The sequence below is a fragment of the Mucilaginibacter sp. 320_HR genome, from assembly GCF_059691875.1.
Genome location: NZ_JCAWAI010000001.1, coordinates 269,988 through 283,840, shown reverse-complemented (window position 1 = coordinate 283,840; position 13,853 = coordinate 269,988). Strand labels below are relative to the sequence as shown.

The 13,853-nt window shown below is 44.5% G+C and carries 7 protein-coding genes; all 7 read right to left on the bottom strand.

Annotation, left to right across the window (positions count from 1 at the left end):
• Nucleotides 1-119: 119 nt before the first annotated feature.
• Nucleotides 120-7,139: a T9SS outer membrane translocon Sov/SprA gene (sov, locus tag AC59GT_RS01160; protein WP_497235934.1), complete on the bottom strand. Its 7,020-nt coding sequence runs from the start codon at nucleotides 7,137-7,139 to the stop codon at nucleotides 120-122.
• A 182-nt stretch (nucleotides 7,140-7,321) separates the two neighbouring features.
• On the bottom strand, nucleotides 7,322-7,906 hold the full coding sequence (gene ruvA / locus AC59GT_RS01155; protein ID WP_497235933.1) for a Holliday junction branch migration protein RuvA: 585 nt from the start codon (nucleotides 7,904-7,906) through the stop codon (nucleotides 7,322-7,324).
• Nucleotides 7,907-7,930: 24 nt separating this feature from the next.
• Nucleotides 7,931-10,213, bottom strand: coding sequence for an NADP-dependent malic enzyme (locus tag AC59GT_RS01150; protein WP_497235932.1), 2,283 nt, complete (start codon nucleotides 10,211-10,213; stop codon nucleotides 7,931-7,933).
• Nucleotides 10,214-10,318: 105 nt separating this feature from the next.
• Entirely contained in the window at nucleotides 10,319-11,536 is a 1,218-nt protein-coding gene (locus AC59GT_RS01145; protein WP_497235931.1) for a lytic transglycosylase domain-containing protein, read from the bottom strand.
• A gap of 59 nt (nucleotides 11,537-11,595) precedes the next feature.
• Nucleotides 11,596-13,020, bottom strand: coding sequence for an Asp-tRNA(Asn)/Glu-tRNA(Gln) amidotransferase subunit GatA (gene gatA, locus AC59GT_RS01140; RefSeq protein WP_497235930.1), 1,425 nt, complete (start codon nucleotides 13,018-13,020; stop codon nucleotides 11,596-11,598).
• 103 nt (nucleotides 13,021-13,123) lie between these two features.
• Complete coding sequence (locus tag AC59GT_RS01135) at nucleotides 13,124-13,297, bottom strand: Sec-independent protein translocase subunit TatA/TatB (protein WP_117384894.1); 174 nt, start codon at nucleotides 13,295-13,297, stop codon at nucleotides 13,124-13,126.
• Between the two features lie 31 nt (nucleotides 13,298-13,328).
• On the bottom strand, nucleotides 13,329-13,817 hold the full coding sequence (locus AC59GT_RS01130; RefSeq protein WP_497235929.1) for a Sec-independent protein translocase subunit TatA/TatB: 489 nt from the start codon (nucleotides 13,815-13,817) through the stop codon (nucleotides 13,329-13,331).
• Between the last annotated feature and the right edge of the window lie 36 nt (nucleotides 13,818-13,853).

The window sequence follows — 13,853 nt, the reverse complement described above, 5'->3', positions numbered from 1 at the left end:
ATATAGGTGTGATCAGGGGCGTTTTTCAAAGGTTTTACGCCAGGTGTTCAAAAACGTAAATTCCGCCTGGCACACAAAAAAAGCTGAACACTTTTGAACACCCGGATGCTTTTGACCGCTTACTGCAGCAGCAGTTTTAAGTTGATACCAAAGTTGGTAAAGGACGTATTGAACGTTTGCGAAGTATAAGGCTTGGTAATGTTGCTATCGTAGAAAATATTCAAGTTAAAACGCTGGTTAACCACATAGTCTATTGATGGGCGCATGGTGATGTTCTTGGCACCCGATGATATTTCAGCCTCTTCTATATCGGCACGGTAAATCAGGGTTTTATTGTCGCGCACTGCAACATCTAGCTTAAAGTTGATGTCGTTATTAGCCTTGCCACCAAACAAGCCAAACGGCATCCTGAAGTTTTTAGGACGATAGCCAAATCCAAATACAACAATGTTCTCGGTTTGCTGCGCCAGCTGGCTGTTCAGCAAGCTCAAAGCCAGCGACCTGCTCTTGCGGAATTCCAGGTTGGCTGTCATACTGTTCTTAAAGCGAACATCGGCACCAAGCAATGGAACAAACTGTTCAAATATGCTCACTTGGGTCATTTGGTAAAACGGCAGGAAGTCGCCATTAACATCCCGTGAGGCTACCCCGCCATTAAGTTTCTGGTATTGCAATAAAGTGGTGTAACCATTAACGTTGTAAGACGACCGGTAGCCATGGCGGATATCAAAGGAATCGAACAGTTCTGTAAAGAAGGGCATCTTGCCAAAACCATTATAAGTAACCTGCCAATTGGGAATAGGTATCCCCGGAAACTGGTTGAGCGATGTGCTGCTAGCGCTCTTACCGGTATATGCCGCCAGGAAAGCGGGTATTAAAACATTCTGCGAATTGGGCCCGTAGCCGTCAGAGAAGCCACCGACCTGTCCCGCAGAGTTCGGGTTTGTTACCCCAAGTCTTTTGGATATAACAGCCCTGTTCTCCAAAAATTGCTGGAAAGTTGAAGATTTGTTACTGATGCCCGAGGTGCTGCTAAAAGCGGTACCTAATGATAATATAGAAACACTGTACGTACCTGATGTTACCGGGCTCAGGTTCTCAATGCTATTGGTAACGGTGGAATATTTAAAGTTAGTTTGATAGTTTTTGTCCTGGGTTTTAAAGCCAATTAATTCAATCCTGAGGTCTTTAACAGGTTCTATAATACTCCGCAGGCGTATGTCCTCATTAAATGTTTTTACGAATAGCTGGTTCTGCAAGGTGTCTGAAGTTATCCAGCCATTGGAAATCGCCTCGCTTCTGATATCCGCCTGGCTGCCCAGCAAGAAACCTATGCCCGGGGCATCGTAAGTAAAGTCCTGCCCAAAAAAGTTGGAGTGCGGCAGATAACCCGGCAGGAAGGTACCTTCAGTACGGGTATAAGTGCCACTGATGTTTTTAATTCCCGTAACAATCCCCAGCAAGAATTTCCCTACACCGCCTTGATCGCCATTGTTGTTTCTACGTAATGCAGCAAACTTATTGTAAAAACTGTTAAAATTAAGTGTTGGGTTAAGCTGAACCGTACGCGAGTTTTGTATGCTGTTACCCACATTATAATCGGGATTATTAATGGCAAATTCCGGCTGGCTTTGCCAGTTAAAATGCGTGCTGTATCTGGCTACTAAAGCAGTCCAATCTAAACCTGGTATTTTGTTTATAGGGGTGGTGTAGTTAAAGTTAATAGTGTGATTATAGTTTGTAGTACGCCCTAACCGCATTAAGTTTTGCCATAAGGTATCTCGTTTAAGCCCGTTAACCCGGCCCGCAGGTTCATCGACTACTGAAAGATTAGTAGCATCTATATCCATCTGCAGCGACTTAGACAGGTTCCAACCAATGCCATATACTCTGGTAATATTAAAGTTCTTGTTAAAGGTTGTTGGTATAGGAATAAAGTTATTCGGATCGTTGTTACGCAGTGTGTTTTCTGAATAATACCGATCGAAGTTGATGCTGAAGTTTAATCGTGAGGGTAGCAAGCTGAAGTTAAAGTCTCTAGCCAGTGCCAGCAGATTGCTTTTGATAACCTTCTGCAGCGGGGAGTAATATTTGGGCTGGTTACTGTAATTGTAAGCGAGGCTTACCCGGTAAGTTTTGGCCAAGTCGTTCTCTACTATAAAGTCGTGGTGAGTGTACTCAGTATAGGCATAAGTAGCATTGAAGTTTTCTACGTCCCATACGTGTACAGGTGCTGTTGGATTGGTACGTTCTTTATGTACATTGGTAAGGTTGATGCTTTTACGCATGGTATAATCTACCGATACATTTTTAATGGAGTCTCTCGCTTTACTGTTGGGCGCTGCTGCCAGAGTTTTCTTTAGTTCCACATCAGGAGATTGCGGGTCGTATTGCGGGGTTGCAACCTGGTTGCTCACATTGATGTAAGCCGGTATCTTAATACCGCTTTTCGCCGGAAAGAACTTGCCCAGTTCTACACTACCAGAAATATCATACAACTGATTATCGCTTCTGCTGCGTTCGCTTACACGGGAATCAAGCGACCCAAAACCAACTGTACTTTTACTGCCGGATACTGTTATGTTAGCAAAGTCCGCAAGCGCCACATCAGCCCTTGCAGTAGCCGCCCAGCCGCCGCGCTGATCAAATTCTGTAAGGCGTAATTCATCAAACCATACTGTTCCGCTTTTGTCTAGGCCATCGTCGGTGCCTGCATTTGTTGGCTTATATGGGTTGCGCACACCTAACATTATCGTACGCAAGCGGCTTAAATCCGGCTGGCCTTTAATCGTGACTTTGTTTACACCATCGGTATAAACAAAAGGTGTGGTAAATGGCCACGGTTGTCCATTCAGCTTCGCATTGTTCCGTGCCACCTTGGCGTTAGTTAATACATCCAGTGTTAAGTTCAACTCGTTTGCTGCAGGCCATATAGCACCCGGATCGCGTGTGCCTGGTTGGGTAACTGCAAGTGGTATCTCGTACTCGTAATAGTTATCCTGATAATCAACTCCTAACCTTACAAAAGCGTTAACATCATTATCCCTCAGCTGATCGCCTTCTGCGTGAACGAACATTTGGATTTTCTTGTAAGATCTAAGATCATTAAAGAAAGTGCGGAACGCGGCCCTTGAATAACCATCGCGCAGGCTGCTCACTTTTAGCGAGAGCGATTGCTCATTCAGCTTGGTATCTGTTTGCAGGTTATTGTAGTTGCGCTGGCGATTTATACCGGGGGGAACTACGTACGGGATAGGCGTGCGATTACCGTTCTCCTCTATATTTACAGCCTGAACATCTAGCGAAGAACCATCAATGGTTGGATTTGGTATAGATGGGTCTGCAATAATATTAAGTGGATTATTCTCAGCATTAAAGCCGCGCCATTCGCCACGTACCAATTGCATGGTTGCAAAACGGAGGATAGAGGTATCTGCAAAGTTGGTCATGAACATCCGCATGAACCTGATCGCTTTAAAATCCTGGATGTTGCCAACCTTGCTTTGATAGTCAGTAATAGGTATCCTGAATTGATACCACGTAACTGCTTCGGTTTGTCCGTTTGCCAGTTTGATGTTTGAGGTTACTTTGTCGCTTATAAAGTTTTGCCCAACCTGCATATCCTGAGGGCGAATTGACACTCTGTACTGGAAGTACTCGTCGGTCTGGCTCATGTTATTGTCACGATTAATATCCTCGCCATCTGGCAGCGAGGTTGATGCTGACGTTTGCAAGCCTAATTCCGCCTGCGATTGCTCAGCCGTTTTTGAGTTGCCCTCCGCACCGTTGTAGCGACTATAACGCTCGAGTATGCTTGCCCGCGCCTGATCAAGTTCGGGCCCCTGGTAATAACGATAATCATCTGAGGAAGGGTCAGCAGTTAACGCTGTGGCAGCCTGCGGACTTAATACAGCTTTTGCCTGGTTTACAACACTGGCGAACTTTGTTGCTTCATCGGCATCGTTTAATCCGTCCAAGCCTACGTCCTGCAGTTTTCTTGAATCGGGGTTGTTGTCGAAAGCATTGATAACCGGCTGTAATCTTGATACCCGTCCCCAAACTGTTTCGTCGGTTTTGTCGGTGCTACCATCAACAGGTAAACTGTTCTCCAGACTTTTGCGTCCGTCTTTAAGGATGTCTTCTGATACACTTCCCAGATTAAAGTAAAGGTCCCCGCCTTGTGATGCCGGTTTATAGATAAAAGGATCTAACATCCAAAACTCTATATATCCCACATTAAGCGACTCAAAGTCGTTCGTCTCTAATTTGCGGAAAATACCTCCCCAACGGTTTCGTGGGTTCTGCAGTGTTCCGTCAGGGTTAAGTCCCGTTGTAGTGTAGTTGTACTGCCCACGAACAGTAGGGTAAAAAGCCAGGTTAAGTGTTGCTAATGTTAATGGCTGCCCGGTTACCGACTGCTTATAAGGGAATACTTCCTGCTCTATTACCTGCCTGCTGTAATGGTTGGACAGGTCGGCACGGTTAATAGGTATATTCCCTGCATTAGTATAGAATATCGGGTCTATGTTGTAAAAGGCTAGTCGCGCCCTATTATATCCATAACTCAGATCATTAAACAACTGTGCTTCGCTGAACATTTGCGGTGTGCCGGATATCTGCCAGCTTATAGCACTTTTTATGTCGATAATGGATCGACTGTTCTCAAAATCATCAAGGTACGATGTGCCGTTCTTTGATCCGGCAAAATTCAACGCGCCAGGGCTCCCGGGCATCAGCTTAGCAAACTCACCACTCAGATTTATGGTAGAAGGCGCCTTGGTATTAATCAGTGGTATTTTATCTACCAGCTTTGTAAGAAACCGCGAATTAGAGCTATAATTTGCATCAAAACCCAGAATGGAGTTAGAGATAGACTCTTCGCCTACTAATTCGTTCTGAGTAATGGGTTGCTCGGTCAAATGCATAAAGGTCGCCCCAAGTGCCAGCTTGTCGCTATAACGGTAGTCTAGCCTGGTTCCGTAAAGCGACTTTTGCTGAACGCCGAAAAGCTCATTATTTTCAATTTTGATGTTGATGGGTTGCCCGGAGGCAAGGAGTGCCTGGTTAAGCACCCTTATACGGCCCGAACTATAATCAACTGTATAATCGGAGCCCTCGCTCAGTTTTAGATTACCGGCAGTTACCACTACCGATCCCTGCGGAATATTAACCGCATTTAACTGATATTCTGATCCCTGAGTGGAAGTGTACGTTCCTTTTATCAAATAGCGGTTTAATTTGGGGAAAAATTGCTGTGCGATTGCTTTTGTAGAGTCGTATAGTGGTTGGTAAACGTATCGGCTTACCAGATCTTGTTCGGTAGGGGTAAACTGTTTGGCAAGGTCAGACCCAAATGGTTCCAATACCGGGAACATAATACGGCCATTTTGCGAGTCGATTGTTATACCTTCCAAAAAGTCGAAATAGCCATCGGGCCGTTTATCGCTTTGTTGGTCTAAGTTATCTAAACCAGTAAGTTGCAGCCAGCGTTTGCTCCTGGTGTTCTGCCCCTCATCCATAATGGTTTTCTCGATACCCGACTTATCATCCAAGCGGCTAACATTTAACCTGAAATTGTTTGGACTGATACCAAATGCGCCTAAAGAATAGATGTTTTTCATCATCAAATCCCATGTTGGCAGGTTGGTTTTAAGCAGCTCATTCTTTAAGAGCTTTACAAAAAGCGTTTTGGGTGTCGCAGGATCTACGGCTACATCGCTGCTGAACTCTCCCACCTGGTACTGCACGCCATTGTAAGAGTATTGGTACGCCACGGCAAGTACTTCATCATTGTTAAGAGGATAGTTTAGCGATATATAACCCAGTTGTGGGCTAAGCGTATATTCTTTACCCTGAACCAACTTGCGTGCGTAGGTTAACTTGGCATAGTTATCTGTAGCTCCGGTTGTTCTGAAATAATTGGCAACATCGTTAGAATTAGTGGTGCGGGCACTCGCAGGCAGGTTTTGCAAAAGCGAGTTAGATTGTTGGGTGAAGCCTGGCCCCTGGAAACCTGCAGGTAAGCCGCTAAAACCAGGGCCACCTTGTACCAATGCTGTGTTGTAAGGCCTGTTCTCACCAAGATCGAGAAACGCTAATATATCGCGACTATCCGTAGTTACGTTGGTGCGGTTGGTTGTCCAAACCTCAATTTTGGTGATGGTGATATTGGAGCTAATGATAGGAATATTGGCCAGTGCTCGATTATAGTTATTCCTGAAGTATTGTGAAAGAAAATAGTGCTTGTTAGACTCGTAGTCGGCAGGCGTTAAAGCTATATTACCTTGTTGAGAGCCATTGGTAATAGTAATGGTTTTAGACTGTGAACGTTGCTGTGACAGGATACTGGTAATATCTAGCTTACCAAACCTAAGCTTTGTCTTTAAGCCAAATAAGGCCTGACTGCCTGTTATCAGTGAGGTATTAAGCGGCATGCTTACTGTACCCGCTTCTATCTTTTGGATTATCTCGTCCGGGTGACCGGTATAATCAAGCTTGATTTGGTTTTCAAACTGAAATTGCGCTTCTGTATTATAATTGGTGCTGATCTTTAGCTTGTCGCCTATGTCGCCGGTAACATTTAATTGAATGCGCTGATCAAAGTTAAAGTTGAATTGATTACGCTGGCGTGTATTGAATAACGGGTTCTCATTTTTATTAACCTGTCCGGCAAGTATCACCTCAGCCGAACCTTGGGGACGTATGTTGATAGTCGAACTGCCGAAAATCTGCTCAAACGTTTTGCTCCTGACGTTAATTTGCGGAATAAAGCCTGGCTGCTGAGAGTTATACGCGTAATTATCTGCTAATTGCCGGTAGTACTCGCGCTGTACACCTTTTTGCTGCAGCTTTAAGTATTCGTTAAATGTAAGGTATACCGGTGGGCGATAAAGCAGGTTACCCACGCGTTCGTACAAGATATATTTGTTGGTTAAAGGATCGTATTCAACGCTTCTTACCAGCCCGGGTGGGTCTAGTTCAAAAACGCCTTCACGGGCTTGCTGCTGACGGGTTTTGGAAAGCTTAGGAGCATTACTTAAAGGAACATTATTGCGTGGTTTAGTGGTGTCTATTGGTGCAGGAGTTTGGTTTTGCTGGTTAACCCTCTGCTGTTGCTGCCTGGGTTGCTGATTTTGCAAATTGGGCTGTTGAACAGGTTGGTTCTGGGGATTAAACGGCGTTTGCTGCCCGGGAGGAGGCTGCTGCGGTGTCTGTATTTGGGCAAATAGATTACCAGTTCCGCAAAAAGCAGATAAAAAAAGTATACCTATAAAAACTTTACAAGTAAATCTTTTAACCAAGTGTTACAATTATTAGGTAATTATAAGCTTTTCAAAGCAAATTTAATCAGCTGCTCAACTGTTAACGTACCACTATTTTTTGTAAGCTCAGCATCTAAAACCTTTTCTGCAGCAGCGCGGGCAAAGCCCAGCATTACCAGTGCAGAAAGTGCTTCATCCTTAACTGTTTTATTTGCTGGCATAACAGTAAGCGTATCCGGCCCTTCCTTGCGTAATTTATCTTGCAGCTCTAATATGATACGCTGTGCTGATTTGGGACCAATACCTTTTATCTTCTGAATCAACGGTACATTACCCTGAACTATGGCCTGCTGTATTTCCGCGGGGGTGATACTGGAGAGCATCATCCTTCCGGTAGAGGGGCCAATACCAGATATAGAAACCAGGTGAAGGAACAGCCTGCGCTCACCCTCTTCTGCAAAGCCGTAAAGCGTATGCGCATCTTCCTTCACGTGCATCCAGATGTATAACTTACACCTTTCCGCATCGCCAATTTTTGAAAAAGTATTCAGCGATATATTGATATGGTACCCTACTCCTCCGGCATCAATAACAACATGGGCAGGGCTTTTGAATGCTAAGCGCCCATCAATATAATCGTACATAAAGAGTAGTTTATTCAGTCTTGATTAACGGTTCGTAGTACGGTCTTTTTCCTGTGCATCCACAACGGCAATGGTAACCATATTCACAATCTCGCGAACAGAGCTACCTAATTGTAACACGTGTACCGGCTTTTTCAAGCCAAGCAAAATTGGGCCAACAGCTTCAGCCCCACCTATTTCCTGTAGCAATTTATAAGCAATGTTGCCTGATGCCAGTGTCGGGAATATAAGTGTATTGGCCGGTTTGCCGTTGAGCGTTGAGAATGCAAAATTGTCTTTTAGTAATTCGGCATTAAGCGCAAAGTTGGCCTGCATTTCACCGTCAACCACCATATTTGGATAGCGCTGGTGTAATATGCGTACAGCTTCTGCTGTTTTATCAGGTATGTCGCCTTTATTTGAACCGAAATTTGAGTATGAAAGTAGTGCCACTCTCGGTTTGGAGATAAAATAAGATACTGCTTTTTCTACCAGTACGGTAATGTCCACTAATTCCTCAACTGTAGGATTTATATTAACCGTTGTATCACCAAAGAATACGGGGCCTTTTTCGGTGATCATGAGATACATCCCCGCAACGCGGTTAACACCATCGTCGGTACCAATTACTTGCAAAGCAGGTTTAATGGTATCTGCATAGTTCTTGGTAAGGCCTGATATCAACGCATCAGCCTGGCCAAACTGCACCATGCACGCGCCGTAATAGTTACGATCGGTAACCAGCTTTTTAGCCTCTGAAAGGGTAATACCCCTTCGTTGACGTTTTTTGTACAGGAACTCTGCAAAATCCTTTTTCCTGTCGCACTCGTCACGGGTATCTATCATCTCCACTTCACCCAGATCGAGCTCATTTTCATACATGATCTGTTTGATCTTCTGAATATTACCCAGCAGGATTGGTGTGGCTATGCCCTCGTCCTTTACTATTTGCGCTGCCCGTAATATCTTGTAGGTATCTGCTTCTGCAAATACTACACGCTTAGGGCTTTGTTTAGCTTTGTTGGTGATATCACGCATTAGCTTGTTGTTGGTACCAAGGCGTGACAATAGTTCCTCATGATAAGCGTCCCAGTCGGTAATAACCTTTCGCGCCACCCCGGAATCAATAGCTGCTTTAGCAACAGCAGACGACACCTCAGTAATAAGGCGCTGATCCATTGGTTTGGGTATAATATAATCCCGGCCAAACTTTAAATTTGTGGTGTTATATGCCAGATTAACAGCTTCGGGAACGGGCCGCTTAGCCATTTCGGCTATAGCTTTAACTGCCGCTATCTTCATCTCCTCGTTTATAGCGGTTGCACGCACATCCAATGCCCCACGGAAAATGTATGGGAAGCCCAAAACATTGTTCACCTGGTTAGGATAATCAGAACGGCCGGTAGCCATAATAATATCCGTACGCGCAGCGGTTGCCAGGTCGTAGCTTATTTCCGGTTCTGGATTGGCCATTGCGAATACAACAGGATTTTCAGCCATGTTTACCAGCATCTCCTGCGTAACTACATTACCTGCAGAAAGTCCAACAAACACGTCCGCATTTTTCATTGCGTCGGCTAAATTGTTAATGTCCGTGCGGGTAGTTGCAAACTCCTTCCGAATATCGTCCAGGTCGGTGCGGTCAGTACTCAGCAAACCGTTAATATCGAACATAACAATGTTCTCTTTCTTAACACCCAGCGATAAGTACATTTTGGTGCAGGAAACAGCAGCCGCTCCAGCTCCGTTCACAACCATTTTTATTTCATCAAGCTTTTTGCCTTGTATCTCGCAAGCATTCATCAGCGCAGCGCCAGATATTATAGCGGTACCGTGCTGATCGTCATGCATTACCGGGATGTTCATCTCGGCCTTTAGGCGGCGTTCTATCTCAAAACAGGTGGGAGCTGAAATATCTTCAAGGTTTACCCCACCAAAAGTAGGCTCAAGCGCTTTAACTATATTTACAAAATCGTCTACACTCTTGGCATTTACCTCCAGGTCAAACACGTCAATATCGGCATATATCTTAAAAAGCAAACCTTTGCCTTCCATCACAGGCTTACTGGCTTCCGGGCCAATATTGCCCAGGCCCAGCACTGCGGTGCCATTGCTTATAACTGCTACAAGGTTACCCTTTGCAGTATATTTATAAACATCATCTACGTTTTCTGCTATTGCACGACACGGCTCAGCCACGCCAGGCGAATAGGCTAAAGTAAGATCGCGTTGTGTATTAGTCGGCTTGGTAGGTACTACTTCTATCTTCCCTGGGCGTCCCTTAGCATGATAATTAAGGGCGTCCTGTTTACGATTGGCTTTGTTCATCTTCTCTAAAGTTCCAGCCCCCAAAATTACAATTACTTTTTTTGAAAGCTGCTAATAAAAAACCCGGTGTCGAATAAACAACACCAGGCCAATAAGTTGTATCATCTAACCCCTGTTCAGATTTACGGTTAAGCCGCCCATAAGGCGGACGGTTTTGCTATTGCCAAGCTGCTTATTCCATTGCAAAAGGTCGTCTACTTTAAGTCCGTATTTGGCAGCTATTTCTTCTAAAGTTTCACCCTTTACTGTAGTATGATGAGCGGGCACATTGCCTGCTACAGTCACTACCGCGCTTTGCGGACTGGCAGTTGAGGAAGCGGCTGCCGGCACTAACGCCCTTGTTTGCGCTACCGGTGCATACACCGGGCGATAAGGAGGAATAACGTAGTTAGGGTTATCTATGGCCTGTGTTAAGATAGCATGCCTGTCCCGACGTGACTTTGGTACCAGTATCCGGCGTGGAGACGAAGGCGTGCCGTTTACAATCATCATGCGATAGCTTGGGTTAAGTACCGCTACTTCTTTAAGATCCATCCCTACTGCTGCGGCAATACGGCTCATTGGTACAATTCGGTTTACCATTACCGTATCATTCTGCAACGGAATGTCCGATACCTGCGGATATATGCCATGCCGTTTATAATAGTTCATAACATAAGTTACCGCAATGTACGCTGGTACGTAACCTCTTGTTTCTGCAGGTAACAGCTGGCGGATAGACCAGTAATCGTTAGCGCCGGTACGTGCAAGGGCATTCTCCACATTGCTTTTTCCGCAGTTGTAAGATGCTATAGACAGCAGCCAGTCACCAAATTGTTGATACGCATCTTTAAGATACGCAGCAGCGGCCTGGCTGGCAAGTACCGGGTCGCGGCGCTCGTCCACGTAATCGTTTATTGAAAGATGATATATTTTGGCTGTTTCAGACATAAATTGCCACAGCCCGCCGGCGCCTACGCGTGAGTTAGCATTCGGCTGTAAAGCGGATTCAACAATTGAAAGATACTTAATTTCATCCGGTACACCAGCATCACGGAAAGCTTTTTCGTAAATTGGGAAATAGTATTGTGACAAACCAAGTATCCGCCCCATCTCATCGCGACGATTGGCGTAAATATCAATGTACCCTTGCACCACTTCGTTGTAATTCAACGGAACATCCTTCTGGATAGAATCCAAACGACGTTTAAAAATTACATTTTGATATTTTGAAACCGCTACCTCTTTAACAGGCAGCAATGCAGATGTATCTGCCTGGAAGGGCTGAGCCTTGAGCGACTGCAACACCACCATACAGATGAAAAGAATTAGGAATCTCCTCATATTTGGCTTGCGAAGACGGTTAAGCTCCGCGAAAATTTACATACTAATATATTAACTTTTTATAGCCCAAGGAAATATTCGGAGAAGTTTAACAAATCTTCTTCTTTAAATCCTCCGGCTAGCAACTGCAATCCTAACGGCAAACCTTTGGTGTTATTGCCGACAGGAAGAGAAATGGCCGGCAATCCAGCCAGTGACGCCTGTACAGTAAAGATGTCGTAAAGATAGGTTACTACAGGATCTTTTTCTTTTTTGCCTATCTCGAAAGCAGGCTCGGGAGCCGTAGGCGTAAGTATAAAGTCGTACTCTTTTAAAATCTCATTTGTTTTGTCCCGGATAAGCTTTCGTACCTTTTGCGCCTTGGCATAATATGCATCATAATACCCCGCGCTCAGCACAAATGTACCAAGCATTATACGGCGCTTAACTTCTTTACCAAACCCTTCCGAGCGCGATAGCTTGTAAGTAGATGTAAGGTCAGTTGCATTTGGGCTCCGGTAGCCGTAGTGCACACCATCGTACCGGGCCAGGTTTGACGAAGCTTCGGCCATAGCTAATATGTAATACGACGGCACCAGGTAGTCCAGATACTCAAATGATATTGGCTCAACTACATGACCATCAGCTTTCAGTTTATCTATATAGCTGCTGAGTTTGTTTTTTACCTCCTCATCTACACCCGGGCTTGTTATAGCTTCCTGCAAATAAGCTATTTTCTTTTTGCCTGTGTCACTTTTAAAGTTTGCTAATGGGGGAACAGGTTTTTGAGACAGCGTGCTATCGTATTCGTCGGTACCGGCAAGTATCTCAAACAGTAGAGCTGCATCTTCTACCGACCTAGTCAGTGTACCAACCTGATCAAATGAAGAAGCATATGATATAATACCATAACGCGATATGCGCCCATAACTTGGTTTAAAACCAACTACACCGCAGAACGACGCCGGTTGACGTACAGAACCACCTGTATCTGTACCAATGGCGGCATGGCACATATTTGCCTGTACAGCTACAGCAGACCCACCAGAAGATCCGCCAGAAACCCTTGTCTCGTCAGCGAAGTTTTTTACGGGGCCAAAAAAAGAGTTTTCGTTTGCAGCACCCATTGCAAATTCATCGCAATTACAACGTCCAATAATTATAGCATCCTGGGCCAACAGCCGCTCTACAATGGTGGCGGAATAAATAGAAGTAAAATCTTCAAGGATGCGGGATGATGCGCTTACCTTATGATCTTTATAGCAGATGTTATCTTTTATGGCAATGACCATTCCCGCCAAACGGCCAGCATTACCGGCCTTAATGCGTACGTCAACTTCCTTTGCCGAAGCAAGAGCATCTTGCTCAAACACTTCGTTAAAAACGTTTAAGTGTGCGTATGCTTTTATTTGCTGCAGATAATCTTGTACAAGTCCAACTGCATTAAGCTCACCGCTTTGCAAGCCTCTCTGTAGCTCTGCATAAGAGGAATAAATTTTAGCCATGGGGCCTAAAATAAAAAACTTATCTGTCGAAGCATAAATATTTCAACAGATAAGTTTTGTAAGTTATCTCTCGCCGCTATGGGCTGTATAATCAAATAGCTAATTACAGCTTTGGTTTTTCTTCAGAAGCTGCGGCGTTATCGCCATTTTGCGCGTCTTTAAATTCCTTTACGCCCTTACCTAATCCGCGCATAAGTTCAGGAATTTTTTTACCGCCAAATAATAATAATATCGCGATGATGATCAGAATGATTTCTGGTGCGCCTAATCCACCCATGATTTTTAATGTTTAATGTATGTTAAATGCCTTATGATTGCTTGTATTCTTCCTCAACCTTAGTACTGGCAGTGTCAATATCTGTAGTTTTAGTAAGGTCTATAATAGAGCTTTTATTTGCCGAACCCGTAACAGGGTGCTTTAATTCAGTATCGTCGTTGTAAGTTTCAGGCGCTTCGGGGTTGTGCAGCTCCGTTTCGTCAATAACATCAGTGGCTGTGTATTCAGCCATAGGCATTGTTCCTTCTATCGGAGGGTATACGTGTTGCTCTTCTTCAGGTTTTTCTTCTTCCTGTGCAAGTTGCTTTACCTCCGTTTTCTTTGGCTCGTAGTTGTTTATCTGATTATTGATTTCACGCTTTACATCATCAGAGGCATCTTTAAAGTCCCGAATACCTTTACCCAATCCACGCGCAAGTTCCGGCAATTTCTCACCGCCGAACAGCATAAGCGCTGCAAAAACGATTAGGACCATTTCTCCGGAACCAATATTAAGAAACAAAAAAACCGAGCTTAACATCTTATCTCACAATTAAGGTTACAAATATACATAATT